This is a genomic window from Methylobacterium sp. NPDC097929 (assembly GCF_049543375.1).
GTDB lineage: Bacteria > Pseudomonadota > Alphaproteobacteria > Rhizobiales > Beijerinckiaceae > Methylobacterium.
Map to the genome: position 1 here is coordinate 178,715 of NZ_JBMVEP010000008.1, position 19,131 is coordinate 197,845.

At 67.5% G+C, this 19,131-nt stretch carries 18 protein-coding genes; all 18 read left to right on the forward strand.

What is annotated here, in order from left to right; all coding sequences use genetic code 11:
• Window positions 1-108: 108 nt before the first annotated feature.
• The 18 genes from ACPCJR_RS18615 (at window position 109) to ACPCJR_RS18700 (ending at window position 19,064) form a co-directional block, all read left to right on the forward strand.
• Window positions 109-474, forward strand: coding sequence for an NADH-quinone oxidoreductase subunit A (locus ACPCJR_RS18615; RefSeq protein ID WP_110351753.1), 366 nt, complete (start codon window positions 109-111; stop codon window positions 472-474).
• Between the two features lie 52 nt (window positions 475-526).
• Window positions 527-1,114 (forward strand): NADH-quinone oxidoreductase subunit B family protein, encoded by a 588-nt coding sequence (locus ACPCJR_RS18620; RefSeq protein ID WP_331288364.1) that lies wholly within the window; start codon window positions 527-529, stop codon window positions 1,112-1,114.
• Window positions 1,115-1,125: 11 nt separating this feature from the next.
• Window positions 1,126-1,785: an NADH-quinone oxidoreductase subunit C gene (locus ACPCJR_RS18625; RefSeq protein ID WP_391513198.1), complete on the forward strand. Its 660-nt coding sequence runs from the start codon at window positions 1,126-1,128 to the stop codon at window positions 1,783-1,785.
• 11 nt (window positions 1,786-1,796) lie between these two features.
• Window positions 1,797-2,987 (forward strand): NADH-quinone oxidoreductase subunit D, encoded by a 1,191-nt coding sequence (locus tag ACPCJR_RS18630; protein WP_391513196.1) that lies wholly within the window; start codon window positions 1,797-1,799, stop codon window positions 2,985-2,987.
• A 20-nt stretch (window positions 2,988-3,007) separates the two neighbouring features.
• The gene (gene nuoE / locus ACPCJR_RS18635; protein ID WP_391513194.1) at window positions 3,008-4,246 is read left to right on the forward strand and encodes an NADH-quinone oxidoreductase subunit NuoE; all 1,239 of its coding nucleotides are present in this window, start codon (window positions 3,008-3,010) and stop codon (window positions 4,244-4,246) included.
• A gap of 10 nt (window positions 4,247-4,256) precedes the next feature.
• Window positions 4,257-5,558, forward strand: coding sequence for an NADH-quinone oxidoreductase subunit NuoF (gene nuoF / locus ACPCJR_RS18640; RefSeq protein WP_391513192.1), 1,302 nt, complete (start codon window positions 4,257-4,259; stop codon window positions 5,556-5,558).
• A gap of 34 nt (window positions 5,559-5,592) precedes the next feature.
• A complete protein-coding gene (gene nuoG / locus ACPCJR_RS18645; protein ID WP_391513190.1) occupies window positions 5,593-7,659 on the forward strand; it encodes an NADH-quinone oxidoreductase subunit NuoG in 2,067 nt (688 codons plus the stop codon).
• 12 nt (window positions 7,660-7,671) lie between these two features.
• Window positions 7,672-8,694, forward strand: a complete 1,023-nt coding sequence (nuoH, locus tag ACPCJR_RS18650) for an NADH-quinone oxidoreductase subunit NuoH (RefSeq protein WP_110351746.1) — start codon at window positions 7,672-7,674, stop codon at window positions 8,692-8,694.
• A gap of 25 nt (window positions 8,695-8,719) precedes the next feature.
• Window positions 8,720-9,208, forward strand: a complete 489-nt coding sequence (gene nuoI / locus ACPCJR_RS18655) for an NADH-quinone oxidoreductase subunit NuoI (protein ID WP_110351745.1) — start codon at window positions 8,720-8,722, stop codon at window positions 9,206-9,208.
• A 123-nt stretch (window positions 9,209-9,331) separates the two neighbouring features.
• The gene (locus ACPCJR_RS18660) at window positions 9,332-9,952 is read left to right on the forward strand and encodes an NADH-quinone oxidoreductase subunit J (protein ID WP_391513187.1); all 621 of its coding nucleotides are present in this window, start codon (window positions 9,332-9,334) and stop codon (window positions 9,950-9,952) included.
• A gap of 5 nt (window positions 9,953-9,957) precedes the next feature.
• Entirely contained in the window at window positions 9,958-10,263 is a 306-nt protein-coding gene (gene nuoK, locus ACPCJR_RS18665; protein WP_110351743.1) for an NADH-quinone oxidoreductase subunit NuoK, read from the forward strand.
• 57 nt (window positions 10,264-10,320) lie between these two features.
• Window positions 10,321-12,438: an NADH-quinone oxidoreductase subunit L gene (gene nuoL / locus ACPCJR_RS18670; protein ID WP_391513185.1), complete on the forward strand. Its 2,118-nt coding sequence runs from the start codon at window positions 10,321-10,323 to the stop codon at window positions 12,436-12,438.
• Window positions 12,438-14,012 carry an NADH-quinone oxidoreductase subunit M gene (locus ACPCJR_RS18675; RefSeq protein ID WP_391513183.1) on the forward strand — a complete coding sequence of 525 codons (1,575 nt, stop codon included), beginning with the start codon at window positions 12,438-12,440 and terminating at the stop codon, window positions 14,010-14,012. Before nuoL ends, ACPCJR_RS18675 begins: the two co-directional genes overlap by 1 nt.
• Window positions 14,009-15,448, forward strand: coding sequence for an NADH-quinone oxidoreductase subunit NuoN (nuoN, locus tag ACPCJR_RS18680; protein WP_391513181.1), 1,440 nt, complete (start codon window positions 14,009-14,011; stop codon window positions 15,446-15,448). The genes ACPCJR_RS18675 and nuoN overlap by 4 nt, the downstream gene beginning before the upstream one ends.
• Before the next feature lie 5 nt (window positions 15,449-15,453).
• Window positions 15,454-16,452, forward strand: a complete 999-nt coding sequence (locus ACPCJR_RS18685) for a biotin--[acetyl-CoA-carboxylase] ligase (RefSeq protein ID WP_391513179.1) — start codon at window positions 15,454-15,456, stop codon at window positions 16,450-16,452.
• Between the two features lie 19 nt (window positions 16,453-16,471).
• Window positions 16,472-18,145 (forward strand): ribonuclease J, encoded by a 1,674-nt coding sequence (locus tag ACPCJR_RS18690; protein ID WP_391513177.1) that lies wholly within the window; start codon window positions 16,472-16,474, stop codon window positions 18,143-18,145.
• 134 nt (window positions 18,146-18,279) lie between these two features.
• Complete coding sequence (gene mce / locus ACPCJR_RS18695) at window positions 18,280-18,684, forward strand: methylmalonyl-CoA epimerase (RefSeq protein WP_110351737.1); 405 nt, start codon at window positions 18,280-18,282, stop codon at window positions 18,682-18,684.
• Window positions 18,685-18,725: 41 nt separating this feature from the next.
• Entirely contained in the window at window positions 18,726-19,064 is a 339-nt protein-coding gene (locus tag ACPCJR_RS18700) for a DUF1467 family protein (RefSeq protein WP_391513175.1), read from the forward strand.
• Window positions 19,065-19,131: the final 67 nt, after the last annotated feature.

A 19,131-nucleotide genomic window follows, 5' to 3' on the forward strand; every position in this document is an offset into this window, starting at 1 on the left:
GCTCAGTCTGGCATTGGAGGAATTCCATCGCAGGAATTTCTCGTGTTCGGACCCGTCGCGAGGGCACTCTCCCATGATCCTCACGCGCAACGAAATGAGGGGTGCGGCATGACCGGCCTGCTGGCAGACTACCTGCCGCTCATCGTGTTCATCGGCGTGTCGCTGTTCATCGCGGTGGCGCTGCTGGTTGCTCCCTTCGTCGTGGCTTATTCGAGCCCCGATCCGGAGAAGCTGTCGGCCTACGAGTGCGGCTTCAACGCCTTCGACGACGCGCGCATGAAGTTCGACGTGCGCTTCTATCTCGTGGCGATCCTGTTCATCATCTTCGACCTTGAGGTTGCCTTCCTGTTCCCCTGGGCGATCACCTTCGGGGAGCTCGGCTGGTTCGGCTTCTGGTCGATGATGGCCTTCCTCGGCGTTCTCACCGTCGGCTTCGTCTACGAGTGGCGCAAGGGCGCCCTCGAATGGGACTAACGGCGCGGGCTCACTCGCGTCGCTTCCCCTCCGTTCTCGATCAGAGGCAGACATGGCCCTGACTCCGACCCTCTCCCGCGCGCCCCTGGTCGCGCCCGCGCCGAAGGGGATCATCGATCCCGCGACCGGGCGTCCGATCGGTGCGAACGACCCGACCTTCCTGTCGATCAACGACGAGTTGGCCGATCGCGGATTCCTCGTCACCAGCGCCGACGAGCTCATCAACTGGGCCCGCACCGGCTCGCTGATGTGGATGACCTTCGGTCTGGCCTGCTGTGCCGTCGAGATGATGCAGATGTCGATGCCGCGCTACGATTGCGAGCGCTTCGGCTTCGCGCCGCGCGGCAGCCCGCGCCAGTCCGACGTGATGATCGTGGCCGGCACGCTGACCAACAAGATGGCCCCGGCCCTGCGCAAGGTCTACGACCAGATGCCGGAGCCGCGCTACGTCATCTCCATGGGCTCCTGCGCCAACGGCGGCGGCTACTATCACTACTCCTACTCGGTGGTGCGCGGCTGCGACCGGGTGGTGCCCGTGGACATCTATGTGCCGGGCTGCCCGCCGAGCGCTGAAGCGTTGCTCTACGGCGTCCTGCTGTTGCAGCGGAAGATCCGCCGCATCGGCACGATCGAGCGGTGAGGGAGGGCGCGATGGAGGCCATCACCACCAACGGCATCACGCTGCGCCGGACGGTCGAAGCGGCTCAGGGCGAGTCGGCCCTGCAGGCGATGGGCGAGCGGATCGCCGGGGCGCTCGGCCCCGCGGTTACGGACTGGTCGGTCGCCTTCGGCGAACTGACCGTCGTCGTCCAGGGCAGCGACATCGTCTACGCGCTGACCTACCTGCGCGACGAACCGGCCTGCGCCTTCCGCTGCTTCATCGACATCTGCGGCGCCGACTACCCGCAGCGGGCGCGCCGCTTCGACGTCGTCTACCACCTGCTCAGCCTGCGCCATAACATGCGGGTGCGCGTGAAGGTGCAGACCGACGCCGCCACGCCGGTGCCGTCCGCCATTCCCGTCTTCCCGGCGGCGAACTGGTTCGAGCGCGAGACCTACGACCTCTACGGCATCCTGTTCTCGGGCCATCCCGACCTGCGCCGCCTGCTGACCGATTACGGGTTCGAGGGCCACCCGCTGCGCAAGGATTTCCCGCTGACCGGCTTCGTCGAGGTCCGTTACGACCAGGACGAGGCGCGCGTCGTCTACGAGCCGGTCAAGCTGACCCAGGAGTTCCGCAACTTCGACTTCCTGTCGCCGTGGGAGGGCACGGACTACGTGCTGCCGGGTGACGAGAAGACGTCGAGCTGAGGGCCGCGGGCATGTCCGAACACAACATCCGCAACTTCTCGATCAACTTCGGGCCGCAGCACCCGGCGGCGCACGGCGTGCTGCGCCTCGTGCTGGAGCTCGACGGCGAGGTGGTCGAGCGGGTCGATCCGCATATCGGCCTCCTCCACCGCGGCACCGAGAAGCTGATCGAGCACAAGACCTACCTCCAGGCGACGCCCTATTTCGACCGGCTCGACTACGTGTCGCCGATGAACCAGGAGCACGCCTTCTGCCTCGCGATCGAGCGGCTCGCCGGCATCGAGGTGCCGCGCCGGGCCCAGCTCATCCGCACCCTGTTCTGCGAGATCGGGCGGCTGCTCTCCCACCTTCTCAACGTCACCACGCAGGCGATGGATGTCGGCGCGCTGACGCCGCCCCTGTGGGGCTTCGAGGAGCGCGAGAAGCTGATGATCTTCTACGAGCGCGCTTCGGGCGCTCGTCTCCACGCCAACTACTTCCGCCCCGGCGGCGTCCACCAGGACCTGCCGCCCGCGCTGATCGACGACATCGAGGCGTTCTGCGATCCGTTCCTGCAGGTGGTCGACGACCTCGACAACCTCGTCATGGCCAACCGCATCTTCAAGCAGCGCAATGTCGACATCGGCATCGTCTCGGTGGACGAGGCCATGGCCTGGGGCTTCTCGGGCGTGATGGTGCGCGGCTCCGGCATCCCGTGGGACCTGCGCAAGTCGCAGCCCTACGAACTCTACGAGGAGATGGAGTTCGACATCCCGGTGGGGAAGAACGGCGACACCTACGATCGCCAGGTGATCCGCATGGAAGAGATGCGGGAATCCGTGAAGATCATGCGGCAGTGCTGCACCAAGCTTCGCGAGCCGGCCGGACAGGGGCCGATCGCCTCGGTGGACGGTAAGTTCGCACCGCCGCCGCGCCGGGAGATGAAGCGCTCGATGGAAGCGCTCATCCACCACTTCAAGCTCTACACCGAGGGTTTTCACGTGCCCGAGGGTGAGGTCTATGCGGCGGTCGAGGCGCCCAAGGGCGAGTTCGGCGTCTACCTCGTCTCCGACGGCACCAACAAACCCTACCGCTGCAAGATCCGCGCTCCGGGCTTTGCCCATCTTCAGGCTATGGACTGGATGTGCCGCGGCCACTTGCTCGCCGACGTGTCCTGCGTGCTCGGCACGCTCGACATCGTGTTCGGCGAAGTGGACCGCTGAAGGAGACGGGTGGAAACGTCATGGCGAACCGCAGGCTAGCCCCCGCCGCCGAGCAGCCCCAGAACTTCGCGTTCACCTCCGAGAACGCCGACTGGGCGCGCGGCCAGATCGCGAAATATCCGGAGGGCCGAGAGGCTTCGGCCGTGATCCCGCTTCTGTGGAAGGCGCAGGAGCAGAACGGCGGCTGGCTGCCGCAGAAGGCGATCGAGGCGGTCGCCGATCAGCTCGGCATGCCGCATATCCGCGTGCTGGAGGTGGCAAGCTTCTACACCATGTTCGCGCTGGCGCCCGTCGGCCGCTTCTGGGTCCAGCTCTGCGGCACCGTGCCCTGCGATTGCTGCGGGGCGAAGGAGCTGAAGGCCGCGCTCCAGGAGCGTCTCGGCCCGCCCGGCCACGTCACGGCCGACGGCAATTTCTCCTGGCTCGAAGTCGAGTGCCTGGGTGCCTGCTGCAACGCGCCGATGGTGCAGATCAACCAGGACTACTACGAGGATCTGACGCCGGAGAGCCTGAACAAGCTCCTCGACGATCTCGCCGCCGGACGCCCCGTCAAGATCGGCTCGCAGATCGGTCGCGTCTCCTCCGAGCCGAAGGATGCGGTCAACACGCTGACGGACGAGTCGCTGTTCGACGGCTCGCGTGTCGGCGCTTGGCGCAAGCGCTTCGAGCAGACCGAGGGCGCCGACCAGGGCGGAGAGAGCGTCAAGCGGGACGAGGCCGCCTCGACCGAGGCCCGCGTCAAGGACGAGACCAAGCCGGCCCGTCCGTCCGCCGGTCGCGCGAACGAATCGAACGCCGTCGATGCCCCCGCCGAGCGGGCGAGCGCCGGCGAGACGCCGGTGAAGGCGGAGGATCAGGCCGCAGCCCGCGACGCGAAGGCGCCGACCGCACAGGACCCCGCCGTCGAGGAGGACAAGGTTCTGCGCACGGAGCCGCCGCAGCATCCGGCGACGGTCGGCGCCGGCGACGACGTGCCCGAGGGCGAGAATCCGGAGGCCCGGGCCGACGCTGCGGGCACCCGTCCCAAGGGCCTCGACGCCCCCCGAGACGACCGCCCGGACGACCTGACCAAGATCAAGGGCATCGGGCCGGTCAACCAGCGCCGCCTCAACGATCTCGGCGTCTGGCACTACGATCAGGTCGCCGCGTGGTCGCCGGCCGAGGTCGCCTGGGTGAGCGCCTACCTCGCCTTCCCGGGACGGATCGACCGGGAGAACTGGGTCGGCCAAGCGGCCGATCTCGCCGGCAGCAGGGGCTGAGGAGCGGATCATGCTCGCCGATCAGGATCGCATCTTCACCAATCTCTACGGCCTTCACTCGCCGGGGCTGGACGCCGCGAAGAAACGCGGCGCCTGGGACGGCACCAAGTTCCTGCTCGACATGGGCCGGGACTGGATCATCGACGAGATGAAGGGTTCCGGGCTGCGCGGTCGCGGCGGCGCGGGCTTCCCGACCGGCCTGAAATGGTCGTTCATGCCCAAGAAGTCCGACGGGCGCCCGCACTACCTCGTCGTCAACGCCGACGAGTCGGAGCCGGGCACCTGCAAGGACCGGGAGATCATGCGGCACGATCCGCATCTCCTGATCGAGGGCTGCATGCTGGCCTCCTTCGCCATGGGTGCGCATGCCTGCTACATCTACATCCGCGGCGAGTACGTGGCGGAGAAGTTCGCCCTCCAGCGCGCGGTGGACGAGGCCTACGAGGCGCGCCTCGTCGGTCCGTCGAACGTCCACGACTACCCCTTCGACATCTACGTCCACCACGGCGCCGGCGCCTATATCTGCGGCGAGGAGACGGCCCTTATCGAGAGTCTCGAGGGCAAGAAGGGCATGCCGCGGCTGAAGCCGCCATTCCCGGCCAATATGGGCCTCTATGGCTGCCCCACGACCGTCAACAACGTCGAGTCGATCGCGGTGGCCGGCACGATCCTGCGCCGCGGCGGCGCGTGGTTCGCGGGCCTCGGCGGCAAGAACAACACCGGCACCAAGCTGTTCTGCGTCTCGGGACACGTCAACAAGCCCTGCAACGTCGAGGAAGAGCTCGGCATCACCTTCCGCGAGCTGATCGACAAGCATTGCGGCGGCATGCGCGGCGGCTGGGACAACCTGCTCTGCTCCATCCCCGGCGGCTCCTCGGTGCCGCTGGTGCCGGCCGAGCAGATCATCGACGCCAAGATGGACTTCGACACCCTGCGCAACCTCGGCTCGGGGCTGGGCACGGCGGCGGTGATCGTGCTCGACCGGTCGACCGACATCGTCGGCGCGATCGCCCGGATCTCGTACTTCTACAAGCACGAGAGCTGTGGCCAGTGCACGCCCTGCCGCGAGGGCACCGGCTGGATGTGGCGCGTGCTGACCCGCATGGCCGCCGGCCGGGCGCAGAAGCGCGAGATCGACATGCTCTTGGAAGTCACCAAGCAGGTCGAGGGCCACACGATCTGCGCGCTCGGCGACGCCGCGGCTTGGCCGATCCAGGGCCTGATCCGGCACTTCCGCCCCGAGATCGAGAAGCGGATCGACCAGTACAGCGCCAACCCGCACATGGATGCGGTGCCGATGGCGGCCGAGTGAGCGCCGCCCCGATGCTCACCTTCGAGATGACCCGATGACCAAAATCCTCATCGACGGCACCGAGGTCGATGTCCCGGCCGACTACACCCTGCTGCAGGCCTGCGAGATCGCCGGCGCGGAGATTCCGCGCTTCTGCTTCCACGAGCGGCTGTCGATCGCCGGCAATTGCCGCATGTGCCTGGTCGAGCTGAAGGGTGCGCCCAAGCCCGTGGCCTCCTGCGCCTACGCGGTGAAGGATTGCCGGCCCGGCCCTAACGGCGAGCCGCCGGAGGTGCTGACGCGCTCGGGCACGACCAAGAAGGCCCGCGAGGGGGTGATGGAGTTTCTCCTCATCAACCACCCGCTCGATTGCCCGATCTGCGACCAGGGCGGCCATTGCGACCTGCAGGATCAGGCGATGGCCTACGGCGTCGACTCGACCCGCTACCGTGAGAACAAGCGGGCGGTCGAGGAGAAGTATATCGGCCCGCTGGTGCGCACGGCGATGAACCGCTGCATCCACTGCACCCGCTGCGTCCGCTTCCTCGCGGAAGTCGCGGGCGTGCCGGATCTCGGCGCCATCGGCCGCGGCGAGGACATGGAAATCACGAGCTACCTCGAACAGGCGATGGGCTCGGAGCTTCAGGGCAACGTGGCCGACCTCTGCCCCGTCGGCGCGCTGGTGCACAATCCGCAGAGCTACAACGTGCGCCCGTGGGAGCTGCACAAGACCGAGTCGGTCGACGTGATGGATGCGGTGGGTTCGGCGATCCGCATTGATGCCCGCGGCCGCGAGGTGATGCAGATCGAGCCGCGCATCAACGACGACATCAACGAGGAGTGGATCTCCGATAAGACCCGCCACGTGGTCGATGGCCTGCGCCTGCAGCGCCTCGACCGGCCGTTCCTGCGCGAGAACGGGTGCCTGCGTCCGGCCTCGTGGGGCGAGGCTTTCTCGGCCATCGCCGCCCGGATGAAGGGCGCGGACCCGAAGCGCGTCGGCGCGCTCGTCGGCGATCTGGCCGGTGCGGAAGAGATCTTCGCGCTCAAGGGGCTCATGGGCTCGCTGGGTGTGACGAACCTCGACGCCCGCCAGAGCGGCGAGGCGATCGATCCGGCCTGGGGCCGGGCCGCCTACACGCTGGGCGCGACCATCCCCGGCATCGAGGCGGCGGACGCGATCCTGATCCTCGGGGCCAACCCGCGCACCGAGGCCTCGCTCCTGAACGTGCGCATCCGCAAGCGTTGGCGCATGGCCCCGGTCTCGATCGGCCTGATCCTCGACGAGCAGCCGGACCTGACCTACCCCTACACCTATCTCGGCGCCGGCACCGACACGCTCGCCGCCCTGGCCAAGGGCGAGCACAGCTTCCTCGACGTGCTGCGGAAGGCCGAGCGCCCGCTCGTGATCGTGGGCGAGGGCGCCTTCGGCTCGCTCGCGGCCATCGCGGCTCTGGCCAAGGATGTCGGCGCGGTCGGCGCGGAGTGGAACGGCTTCGGCGTGCTCAACACGGCGGCCGCCCGCGTCGGCGCGCTCGATCTCGGTTTCGTGCCGGGTGAGGGCGGGATGACCTTCTCGCAGATGCTGGAGCCGGGCGCCCTCGACATCGTGTTCAACCTCGGCGCCGACGAGCGGGTGATCGGACCGGGCGCCTTCGTGATCTACCAGGGCACCCACGGCGATGCCGGCGCCAGCCGCGCCGACGTGATCCTGCCGGGCGCGGCCTACACCGAGAAGAGCGCGACCTACGTCAACCTCGAAGGCCGGGTGCAGATGGCCAACCGCGCGGGCTTCCCGCCGGGCGATGCCCGCGAGGATTGGGCGATCCTGCGCGCGCTCTCCGACGTGCTGGGCAAGCGCCTGCCCTACGATTCGCTCGCGGCTTTGCGCAGGGCGATGTATGCCGAGCACCCGCATCTCGCGGCGGTCGGGCAGGTCGAGGCGTCGGACGCCGCGGCCGCGCTGGAAAGGCTCGCGTCGCTCCCGGCCGGGACGGAAAAGGCCAGCTTCGCCTCGCCCGTGACCGACTTCTACCTCACCAACCCGATCGCCCGCGCTTCGCGGGTGCTCGCCGAGTGCTCCGGTCTCGCCCGGGGTCGCGCCCTCGAAGCGGCGGAATAGGGGACGCCACCGATGACCTTCTGGGAAGTGCTCGGCACCGTCCTCCTGATCGCGCTGAAGAGCTTCGTGCTGCTCGCAGCGTTGCTCGTCTTCATCGCCTTCGCGCTGCTGGCGGACCGCAAGATCTGGGCGGCGGTGCAACTGCGCCGCGGCCCGAACGTGGTCGGACCGTTCGGTCTGCTCCAGTCCTTCGCCGACCTCCTGAAGTTCGTGCTGAAGGAGCCGGTGATTCCGGCCGGCGCCAACAAGGCGATCTACCTGCTCGCACCGCTGGTCTTCGCCATGCTGGCGCTGGCGTCCTGGGCGGTGATCCCGCTCGCCGACGGCTGGGCGATCGCCGACATCAATGTCGGCATCACCTACATCTTCGCGATCTCCAGCCTGGGCGTCTACGGCGTCATCATGGGCGGCTGGGCCTCGAACTCGAAATACGCCTTCCTCGGCGCGCTCCGTTCGGCGGCGCAGATGATCTCCTACGAGGTCTCGCTCGGCTTCGTCATCATCTGCGTGCTGCTCTGCGCCGGGAGCCTGAACCTCTCGCGCATCGTCATGGCGCAGGATACGGCGCTCGGCCTGTTCGGCTGGTACTGGCTCTGGCTGTTCCCGATGTTCGCGGTGTTCTTCGTCTCGGCGCTGGCCGAGACCAACCGCCCGCCCTTCGACCTGCCGGAGGCCGAGTCGGAACTCGTGGCGGGCTACATGGTCGAGTACTCCTCGACCCCGTACCTGCTGTTCATGCTCGGCGAGTACGTGGCGATCATGACCATGTGCGCCCTCGGCACGGTGCTGTTCCTGGGCGGCTGGCTCTCGCCGATTCCCTTCGTGCCCTTCACCTGGGTGCCGGGCGTGATCTGGTTCGCCCTGAAGGCCAGCTTCCTGTTCTTCATGATCGCCATGGTGAAGGCCATGGTGCCCCGCTACCGCTACGATCAGCTCATGCGGCTGGGCTGGAAGGTCTTCCTCCCGCTCTCGCTGATCTCGGTCATCGTCGTCGCCTTCGTCCTGAAGCTCACCGGCCTCGCGCCGGGAGCCTGATCGCAACCGCATCGGAGATCGCGCCGTGAAGCTCGATCAGGTCGCCAGAAGCCTCCTCCTGAAGGAGTTCGTGTCGGGGTTCTTCCTCGCCATGAAGTATTTCTTCAAGCCGAAGGCCACGATCAACTACCCCTTCGAGATGGGCCATCGGGGTCCTCGCTTCCGCGGGGAGCACGCCCTGCGCCGCTACCCCAACGGCGAGGAGCGCTGCATCGCCTGCAAGCTCTGCGAGGCGATCTGCCCGGCCCAGGCGATCACCATCGAGGCGGGTCCGCGCCGCAACGACGGCACGCGGCGCACCACGCGCTACGACATCGACATGGTGAAGTGCATCTATTGCGGCATGTGCCAGGAGGCCTGCCCGGTCGATGCCATCGTCGAGGGTCCGAATTTCGAGTTCTCGGTCGAGACCCGCGAGGAGCTGCTCTACGACAAGGAGAAGCTGCTCGCGAACGGTGACCGCTGGGAGCGCGAGATCGCCCGCAACATCGCGATGGACGCGCCGTACCGCTGAAGTCCAACGGCGCGCGGTTGTGCGCCGCAAGACCGAGTTCTATAGACGGGCCGCCGACTGCGGCCGAGGGTCCACCGAGGCAGAAGGGAGCCGCTCGCTCGAGCGGCCGATGCTGAAAATCGCATGACCGCAGCCGCCGCCTTCTTCTATCTCTTCGCGGGCTTCGCCGTGGCCTCGGGCTTCATGGTGATCGCTGCCAGGAACCCCGTGACCTCGGTGTTGTTCCTGATCCTCGCCTTCGTGAACGCCGCCGGGCTGTTCGTGCTGATGGGCGCCGAGTTCCTGGCGATGATCCTCGTCGTCGTCTATGTCGGCGCCGTCGCGGTGCTGTTCCTCTTCGTCGTGATGATGCTCGACGTGGACTTCGCCGCGCTCCGCCAGGGCTTTCAGCGCTACCTGCCGATCGGCGGGCTGATCGGGGCGATCTTCCTGATCGAGCTGCTGCTGGTGGTGGGCACTTGGACCATCGATCCGGGCCTCGTGCAGGCGCCTCTGGGCCGCGCCGCCCACGGCGAGAGCCTCACCAACACCCAGGCGCTCGGCCGGGTGCTCTACACGGATTACGTCTACTTCTTCCAGATCGCCGGCCTGATCCTGCTGGTGGCGATGATCGGCGCCATCGTGCTGACCCTGCGCGAGCGCACCGGCGTCAAGCGTCAGAACATCGCCGTGCAGAACGCCCGCACACAAGGCATGGCGGTCGACACCATCAAGGTGCCCTCGCGTCAGGGTGTGGAGGTCTGAAGCCGATGATCGGAGTGAGCCACTACCTGACGGTTGCCGCGATCCTGTTCACGCTCGGCGTGCTCGGCATCTTCATCAACCGCAAGAACGTCATCGTCATCCTGATGTCGGTCGAGCTGATCCTGCTCGCCGTGAACATCAACCTCGTCGCCTTCTCGACCCACCTCAACGACATCACCGGACAGGTCTTCGCCCTGTTCGTGCTGACGGTCGCCGCGGCGGAAGCCGCGATCGGGCTCGCGATCCTGGTGGTGTTCTTCCGCAACCGCGGCTCCATCGCCGTCGAGGACGTGAGCATGATGAAGGGCTGACGGCTCTCGCAAAGAGCGCCGCCCCTTCGTCCGCCTGCTGCGAGGCAATCGAATTCCATGTATCACGCGATCGTCTTCTTCCCGCTGATCGGCGCCCTGATCGCCGGCCTGTTCGGCCGGCGCATCGGCGCGCGGATGAGCGAACTCGTGACGACGGGCTGCCTCGCCTTCGCGGCCCTGCTCTCCTGGGGCGCCTTCTTCCTCGTGACCGGCGACGGCCGCGCGGAGACCGTGCCCGTCGCGCAGTGGTTCAGCGCCGGCGACCTCACCGTCGATTGGGCCTTCAAGGTCGACACGCTGACCGCGGTGATGCTCGTCGTCGTGACCTCGGTCTCGACCCTCGTGCACCTCTACTCCATCGGCTACATGCACGAGGATCCGCACCGGCCGCGCTTCTTCGCCTACCTGTCGCTGTTCACCTTCGCCATGCTGATGCTGGTGACGGCCGACAACCTCGTGCAGATGTTCTTCGGCTGGGAGGGCGTCGGTCTCGCCTCCTACCTGCTGATCGGCTTCTGGTACGAGAAGCCCTCGGCCAATGCGGCGGCGATGAAGGCCTTCATCGTCAACCGTGTCGGCGATTTCGGCTTCTCCCTCGGCATCTTCCTCGTCTTCGTCCTCACGGGCTCGGTCGGTTTCGACGCGATCTTCGCCAAGGCCCCGGAGCTGAAGGACGCGACCTTCCATTTCCTTGGCCATGAGTGGCACGCCCTGACGCTCGCCTGCCTGCTCCTGTTCATGGGAGCCATGGGCAAGTCGGCGCAGTTCCTGCTGCACACTTGGCTTCCCGACGCGATGGAGGGCCCGACCCCGGTCTCGGCGCTCATCCATGCCGCCACCATGGTCACCGCGGGCGTGTTCATGGTCGCGCGCCTCTCACCGCTCTTCGAGCTGGCCCCGACCGCGCTCACCGTCGTCACCGTCATCGGCGGCATCACCGCCTTCTTCGCGGCCACCGTCGGCCTCGTGCAGAACGACATCAAGCGGGTCATCGCCTACTCGACCTGCTCGCAGCTCGGCTACATGTTCGTCGGCCTGGGCGTCGGCGCCTACGCCACGGGCGTGTTCCACCTCTTCACCCACGCCTTCTTCAAGGCGCTGCTGTTCCTCGGCGCCGGCTCGGTCATCCACGCGATGCATCACGAGCAGGACATGCGGAACATGGGGGGCCTGCGCCGCTACATCCCCTTCACCACGGCGATGATGACGATCGGCACGATCGCGCTGATCGGCTTCCCCTTCACCTCCGGCTACTACTCCAAGGACGCGATCATCGAGGCGGCCTACATGTCGGACCGCCCGGGCCACGTGCTGGCGTTCCTCGCCACCGTGATCGCCGCGCTGATGACCTCGTTCTACTCCTGGCGCCTGTTCTTCCTCACCTTCGAGGGACCGCAGCGCTGGGTGGCGCATGGCGCCCACGGCCACGACGATCACGCGCATGACGATCACGCGCACGCTGCCCATGCCCACCAGGCGGACGGCAAGCCGGGGCACCACGAGGGCGTCGCCCACGACGATCACGGCCACGACGTCGAGCCGGCCTCGCACAGCGCGGTCGAGCATCACGACCACGCGCCCCATACGCCGCACGAGAGCCCGCTCGTGATGACGATCCCGCTCGCGATTCTGGCCTTCGGTGCCCTGTTCGCCGGCCTGATCTTCAAGGAGCGGTTCATCGGGCACGACATGGACAAGTTCTGGGGCAACGCGCTCCCGCACGGGTCCGGCAACGACATCATGCACAAGATCCACGACGCGCCGGGCTGGGTCGCCGCCTCGCCCTTCATGATGCTGGTGCTCGGCTTCCTCCTGGCCTTCTGGATGTATCTCCGCCGGCCGGACATGCCGCATCGTCTCGCGGAATCTCAGCCGATCCTGTACCGCTTCCTCCTCAACAAGTGGTACTTCGACGAGATCTACGACCGGATTTTCGTGCGTCCGGCCAAGAACTTCGGCCTGTTCCTCTGGAAGGAGGGCGACGGGCGCGTCATTGACGGCCTCGGCCCCGACGGCATCTCGGCCCGGGTCGTCGACGTCACCCGCGGCGTGGTCCGTCTCCAAACCGGCTACGTCTACCACTACGCCTTCGTGATGCTCGTCGGGGTCGCCGGCCTGATCACGTGGTACCTCGTCTCCGGCGTGCCGGCGGGAACCCCGGGAGTGACCCACTGATGCTCGGCCTCGGCATTCTCTCAGGGCTGCTGATCGTCCCGCTGGCCGGCGCCGCCTTCATCCTCACCCTCGGCGAGGAGACGGCGGCGGTGAAGCGCAACGCCCGCTGGGCGGCGCTGATCACGACGGTCGTCACCTTCCTGCTCTCGCTGGTGGCCTGGGCGCGCTACGACATCGCGAGCCCGAGCTTCCAGCTGGTCGAGAGCCACGCCTGGCTCGCCGAGACGATCCGGTTCAAGCTCGGCGTCGACGGCTTCTCGATGCCGCTGATCCTGCTGACCACCTTCCTGATGCCGTTCTGCATCGGGGCCTCGTGGCTCTCCATCGAAAGCCGGGTCAAGGAGTACTTCGTCGCCTTCCTCGTGCTGGAAACGACGATGATCGGCGTGTTCTGCTCGCTCGATCTGGTGCTGTTCTACCTGTTCTTCGAGGCAGGCCTGATCCCGATGTTCCTCATCATCGGCATCTGGGGCGGCAAGCGGCGCATCTACGCCAGCTTCAAGTTCTTCCTCTACACCCTGCTCGGCTCGGTGCTGATGCTGCTCGCCATCATGGCGATGTACTGGGAGGCCGGCACCACCGACATCCCGACGCTGCTGGCGCACCGCTTCCCCGTGCACATGCAGACCTGGCTCTGGCTCGCCTTCTTCGCTTCCTTCGCGGTGAAGATGCCGATGTGGCCGGTCCATACGTGGCTGCCCGACGCCCACGTCGAGGCGCCGACCGCGGGCTCGGTCATCCTGGCGGGCATCCTGCTCAAGATGGGCGGCTACGGCTTCATCCGGATCTCGCTGCCGATGCTGCCGGATGCGAGCCACACCTTCGCCCCGCTCGTCTTCGCCCTCTCGGTGATCGCGATCATCTTCACCTCGCTCATCGCGATGATGCAGACCGACATCAAGAAGCTGATCGCCTACTCGTCGGTGGCGCATATGGGCTTCGTGACGCTGGGCCTGTTCACGCTCAACGAGCAGGGCATCCAGGGCGCGCTGTTCCTGATGATTTCCCACGGCATCGTCTCGGGCGCGCTCTTCCTCTGCGTCGGCGTCGTCTACGACCGGATGCACACCCGCGAGATCGCGGCCTATGGCGGCTTGGTGAAGCGGATGCCGCTCTTCGCCGTCGCCATGATGGTCTTCACCATGGCCAATGTCGGCCTGCCGGGCACCTCGGGATTCGTCGGCGAGTTCCTGGCGATGATGGGCGCCTTCCGGGCCAACCCCACGGTCGCCTTCTTCTCGGTCTTCGGCATCATCCTCTCGGCCGGCTACGCGCTGTGGCTCTACGCCCGGGTGATCTACGGGAAGCTCGAGAAGCCCAACCTCCAGGGCATCCTCGACCTCGACAACCGCGAAAAGATCATCATCGCGCCGCTCGTTGCCCTGACGATCTGGTACGGCGTCCACCCGGCGCCCATCCTCGACACCTTCGCGCCCTCGACCGAGGCGCTGATGCAGAACATGCGCGCCGCGCTGGCCACCACGCAGACCGCCGCCAAGGACGCCGCCGCCCGGACGGGCGCCGCCGAGTCCCCGAAGTCCCACCTCGCGACCATCGAGGCCGCCGCGCGATGACACCGATCCAGTCCGTCCTGCCGGCGATCACGCCGGTCCTGCCGGAGATCGTGCTGAGCGTCGGCGCGCTCCTGCTCGTGCTCTACGGCGCTTGGCGCGGCGAGCGCTCGTCCGAGGGCGTCAATGTCGGCGCGCTGATCCTCCTGATCTTCACCTTCTTCCTCGTGGTCACGCAGACCGGCCGGGTCACGACGCTGAACGGCGCCTTCATCGCCGATCCGTTCGCGCGGATCATGAAGGCGCTGATCCTGATCGGCTCCTCGGCGACCATCCTGCTCTCGCGCGACTACTTCCAGCGCGAGCGCATCGACCGGTTCGAATACCCGATCCTGATCGTGCTCTGCACCATCGGCATGCTGGTCATGGCCTCGGCCAACGACCTGATCTCGCTCTATCTCGGGCTGGAGCTGCAATCGCTCGCGGCCTACGTCATCGCCGCCTTCCACCGCGACGACGCCAAATCCACCGAGGCCGGGCTGAAGTACTTCGTGCTCGGCGCGCTCTCCTCCGGCATGCTGCTCTACGGCTCGTCGCTGGTCTACGGCTTCACCGGCACGGTCTCCTTCCCCGGCATCGTCACCGCGCTCGACGGGCCGGCGAGCTTCGGCATCGTGCTCGGCATCGTGTTCGTGGCCGCCGGCGTCGCCTTCAAGCTCGCGGCCGTGCCGTTCCACATGTGGACGCCGGACGTCTACGAGGGCTCGCCCACGCCGGTGACCGCCTTCTTCGGCTCCGCGCCGAAGATCGCCGCCATGGCGATGACGGTGCGCGTGTTCATCGGGGCCTTCCCCGACATGACGGCGGTCTGGCAGCAGATCATCATCTTCGTCTCGATCGCCTCGATGGCGCTCGGTTCCTTCGCCGCGATCGGCCAGCGCAACATCAAGCGCCTGATGGCCTATTCCTCCATCGGCAATGTCGGCTACGCCCTGATCGGCCTCGCCGCCGGCTCGGAGGAGGGCATCCGCAGCGTGGTGATCTACATGATCATCTATCTCGCGATGACGCTCGGCGCCTTCGCGGTGCTGCTGTCGCTCCGCCGCAAGGACCGGATGTTCGAGACGATCGACGACCTGTCGGGCCTCTCGCGCACCCATCCCTGGCTGGCCTTCTGCCTTGCCGCGATGATGTTCTCGCTCGCCGGCATCCCGCCGCTGGCCGGGTTCTTCGCGAAGTTCTACGTCTTCGCCGCAGCGATCCAGGCAGGCCTCGTCACGCTTGCCGTGGTCGGCGTGGTCACCAGCGTCGTCGGCGCCTTCTACTACCTGCGCCTCGTCAAGGTGATGTACTTCGACGAGGCCCAGGCGCCCTACGAGCGGATCCCGCCGGGCTCGGCCATCGTGCTCGGCGTGTCGAGCGCGGTCGTGGTGCTGTTCTTCCTCATCCCGGCCCCGCTGGTCGCGGCGGCGGGCGATGCGGCGAAGGCGCTGTTCTGAGGCAGATGCAGTTCCGGCTGAGCCAAGCCGCCCGGACCGAAGGCTACCGGCTCCACAGCCACGACCGGCTCGACTCGACGAACAGCGAGGCCTTGCGCCTCGCCCATGGCGGCGAGCCGGGCCCGCTCTGGGTCACGACCCAGCGCCAGGAGGCCGGCCGCGGCCGCCGCGGCAACGCCTGGACCTCGCCGGAGGGCAACCTTGCTGCGAGCCTGTTGCTGCCGGTGGCGGGTGTCGCGCCGGAGATGGTCGCGACGCTCGGTTTCGTGGCCGGTTGCGCATTGGTGGACGCTCTGCACGACGCCTGCCGGGTGAACCCCTCGCCCCGCACGCGGGGAGAGGGTCGCGGCGACCCTGTCGTCGGCGCGACGAGCGGTAGCGGGGGTGAGGGCGCGCCTTCGGATGAGGCTCTTCCGGAAACGCCCCCTCACCGTCGCCGACCGGTTCGCTCTGGCGACGACGAGGTCGGTAGAGCCTTCGTCCCGCATGAGGGGAGCGGGGATGCAGGAGCGCCGCACGGTCTTGCTTCGGCCTCGGCCGCCATCCATCTGAAATGGCCCAACGACGTTCTCGCCGAGGGCGGGAAAATTGCCGGCATCCTGCTTGAGGCCGAGACGCTTCCGGGCGGACGGCGTGCCGTCGTGGTCGGTTTCGGCGTCAACGTCGCGGCGGTGCCCGAGAATTTGCCCTATCCGGCGGCGGCCCTGGCCGCCTTTTCCGCGGCGGATGCGCCGAGGCTGTTCGAATTCCTGTCGGAACGGTTTGTCGAAGCGGTCCGGATCTGGAACAAGGGGCGCGGATTTCCAACGATCCGGCGGCGGTGGCTGGAGCGCGCGGCGGGGGTCGGCGCCCCCGTATCGGTTCGCATGGCCGAGGCCACGCTGACGGGCATCTTTGAAACGATCGACGAGGGGGGGCGGCTCGTGATCCTCGCCCCGGATGGAACCCGACGAACCGTGACGGCGGGCGAGGTGCATTTCGGACGTGCCGCGACGGCGGCCTGAGACTGGATAGACGGACAAGATGACGACACGGCAGGACGAACTCGTCTTCGTGCCGCTCGGCGGCGTGGGCGAGATCGGCATGAATGCGGGCCTCTACGGGATCGGACCCGAGCGGGCGCGCAAGTGGATCATGGTCGATTGCGGGATGGGATTTGCCGGCGAGGAAGGCTTGCCCGGCATCGATCTGATGTTCCCAGATCTCACCTTCATCGAGGAGCGCAAGAAGGACCTCCTCGGCATCTTCATCACCCACGCGCACGAGGACCATATCGGCGCGATCTCGGAGCTGTGGCCGCGCCTCAAGGTGCCGGTCTACGCCACGCGCTTCGCCAAGCAGCTTCTGGAGACGCGCCGTCTCTCCGAGCCCGGCGCGCCCAAGGTGGAACTGCGCGAGATCAAGCCGGGCAAGCGCGTGACCATCGGTCCGTTCGAACTCGAGTTCGTGCCGGTGGCGCACTCGATCCCCGAGTCGAACGCGGTGGCGATCCGCACCGAGCACGGCCTGGTGCTCCATACCGGCGACTGGAAGCTCGACGATACGCCGGTGGCCGGCGACACCACCTCGCCGGAGGCGTTCAAGGCGCTCGGCGACGAGGGCATCCTGGCGCTGATCTGCGACTCGACCAACGTGCTGCGCGAGGGCAGCTCGCCGAGCGAGGCCGAGGTGTCGGCTACGCTCGCCAAGCTGATCGCGGAGGCGCCGCACCGCGTGGCGGTGACGACCTTCGCCTCCAACGTGGCCCGCATCCGCGCCGTGGCGCTGGCCGCGCAGGCCTGCGGCCGTCAGGTCATCGCCGTCGGCCGCGCCATGGACCGGGTCATCGATGTCGCCCGCGAGTGCGGCTACCTCGACGGCCTGCCGGACTTCCTCTCGGCCGAGTCCTACGGACACCTGCCGCGCGACAAGTTGGTCTGCCTGCTCACGGGCTCGCAGGGCGAGCCGCGGGCGGCGATGTCGCGGGTCTCGCGCGACGACCATCCCGCGATCTCGCTGACGGCGGGCGACCGGGTGATCTTCTCCTCCCGCGCCATTCCCGGCAACGAGCGCGATGTCGGCGCCATCATCAACGATCTGATCGAGGCCGGCATCGAGGTCATCACCGACCGCACCGAACTCGTCCACGTCTCCGGCCATCCGCGGCGCGAGGAGATGGTGGCGATGTACGGCTGGACCCGGCCGAAATCGGTCGTGCCCGTCCACGGCGAGGCCCTGCACCTCGACGAGCATGCGCGCTTTGCCCGCAAGCAGGGCGTCGAGTCGGTGGTCAAGGCGCGCAACGGCGCCGTGGTGCGGCTCGCTCCCGGCAAGCCGGAAGTGGTCGAGCACGTCCGGGCCGGGCGCCTCTACAAGGACGGCAACGTCCTCATCGACCACAAGGACCGGGCGATCCCCGAGCGGCGCAAGCTGTCCCAGACCGGCATCGTCTCGGTGGCCATCGCCATCGACGAGCGCGGCGAGGTGATCGGCGAGCCGGCCGTGGACATCATGGGCCTGCCCAACCGCGGTCGCAGCGGCGAGCCGCTCCTCGACACGGTGGTGGACACGGTCAACCGCACCCTCAACGGCCTCTCGCGGGGCAAGATGAAGGACTCGGAGGCCGTGGAGAACGCGGTCGACCGCGCCGTGCGCTCCGCCGTCAACGAGGCCTGGGGCAAGAAGCCCGCCTGCCACGTGCAGGTGGTCGAGGTGTGATAGGCTCCTGAGCACGCCGTCATCGCGAGCGTGAGCGAAGCGATCCAGCGGCGCGATCGTCCCAGAAAGGGGCGGCGCTCTGGATGGCTCCGCCTCGCCGTGACGGGGAAGCGGTCAGGCAGGGAGGAAAAAGAATGATCGGACGGCTCAACCACGTCGCCATCGCGGTGAAGGATCTCGACGCCGCGACCGCCATCTACCGCGACACGCTCGGCGCCAAGGTCACCGAGCCGCTGCCGCAGCCGGAACACGGCGTCACCGTGGTGTTCGTGGAACTGCCCAACAGCAAGGTCGAGCTGATGTCGCCGCTGGGCGAGAACTCGACGATCCAGGGCTTCGTCGACAAGAACCCGGCCGGCGGCATCCACCATGTCTGCTACGAGGTCGAGGACATCATCGCCGCCCGCGACCAGATGAAGGCCGCCGGCGCCCGCGTGCTCGGCACGGGCGAGCCGAGGATCGGCGCCCACGGCAAGCCGGTGATCTTCCTCCACCCCAAGGACTTCCTGGGAACGCTGGTGGAGCTGGAGCAGGTCTGAGCCTTCAGACCCGCCGGCCGCACCGAGACCCTCCGAGAACCATGACCCGTTCACCCCTTCGCACCGTCACCGCCTCGACGCCGCTGACGCTCCTGACCGTGGCGGTGCTCGTCGGCCTGTTGGCCCTCGTTGCCGTGAAGGGGTTCGCGCTCACGGTGTTCGGCGCCTTCGCGCTCTACTTTGTCCTGTGGTGGACCTTCCTGTTCGCGATCCTGCCGATCGGCAACGCCGCCGAGGCCGATCCGCAGCGGCTGGTGCGGGGGCAGGATCCGGGAGCGCCCGCCGCCCCGCGCCTGCGGGAGAAGGCGCTGCTCACGACGGTCGTGGCCGGGATCGCGTTCTTCGCGGCACTGCTGATCTTCCCGCTCGCGCGCTTGTAAAGCATTCAAGCGCGTTTCGAGCACAAAAACAAAAAAGCAAGGCCCGAGGCCTTGCTTTGAACACTTG

Coding starts and splice junctions, on each gene's coding strand:
- ACPCJR_RS18615 (WP_110351753.1), top strand. CDS start 109: ATGACCGGCCTGCTGGCAGACTACCTGCCGCTCATCGTGTTCATCGGC.
- ACPCJR_RS18620 (WP_331288364.1), top strand. CDS start 527: ATGGCCCTGACTCCGACCCTCTCCCGCGCGCCCCTGGTCGCGCCCGCG.
- ACPCJR_RS18625 (WP_391513198.1), top strand. CDS start 1,126: ATGGAGGCCATCACCACCAACGGCATCACGCTGCGCCGGACGGTCGAA.
- ACPCJR_RS18630 (WP_391513196.1), top strand. CDS start 1,797: ATGTCCGAACACAACATCCGCAACTTCTCGATCAACTTCGGGCCGCAG.
- nuoE (WP_391513194.1), top strand. CDS start 3,008: ATGGCGAACCGCAGGCTAGCCCCCGCCGCCGAGCAGCCCCAGAACTTC.
- nuoF (WP_391513192.1), top strand. CDS start 4,257: ATGCTCGCCGATCAGGATCGCATCTTCACCAATCTCTACGGCCTTCAC.
- nuoG (WP_391513190.1), top strand. CDS start 5,593: ATGACCAAAATCCTCATCGACGGCACCGAGGTCGATGTCCCGGCCGAC.
- nuoH (WP_110351746.1), top strand. CDS start 7,672: ATGACCTTCTGGGAAGTGCTCGGCACCGTCCTCCTGATCGCGCTGAAG.
- ACPCJR_RS18660 (WP_391513187.1), top strand. CDS start 9,332: ATGACCGCAGCCGCCGCCTTCTTCTATCTCTTCGCGGGCTTCGCCGTG.
- nuoK (WP_110351743.1), top strand. CDS start 9,958: ATGATCGGAGTGAGCCACTACCTGACGGTTGCCGCGATCCTGTTCACG.
- nuoL (WP_391513185.1), top strand. CDS start 10,321: ATGTATCACGCGATCGTCTTCTTCCCGCTGATCGGCGCCCTGATCGCC.
- ACPCJR_RS18675 (WP_391513183.1), top strand. CDS start 12,438: ATGCTCGGCCTCGGCATTCTCTCAGGGCTGCTGATCGTCCCGCTGGCC.
- nuoN (WP_391513181.1), top strand. CDS start 14,009: ATGACACCGATCCAGTCCGTCCTGCCGGCGATCACGCCGGTCCTGCCG.
- ACPCJR_RS18685 (WP_391513179.1), top strand. CDS start 15,454: ATGCAGTTCCGGCTGAGCCAAGCCGCCCGGACCGAAGGCTACCGGCTC.
- ACPCJR_RS18690 (WP_391513177.1), top strand. CDS start 16,472: ATGACGACACGGCAGGACGAACTCGTCTTCGTGCCGCTCGGCGGCGTG.
- mce (WP_110351737.1), top strand. CDS start 18,280: ATGATCGGACGGCTCAACCACGTCGCCATCGCGGTGAAGGATCTCGAC.
- ACPCJR_RS18700 (WP_391513175.1), top strand. CDS start 18,726: ATGACCCGTTCACCCCTTCGCACCGTCACCGCCTCGACGCCGCTGACG.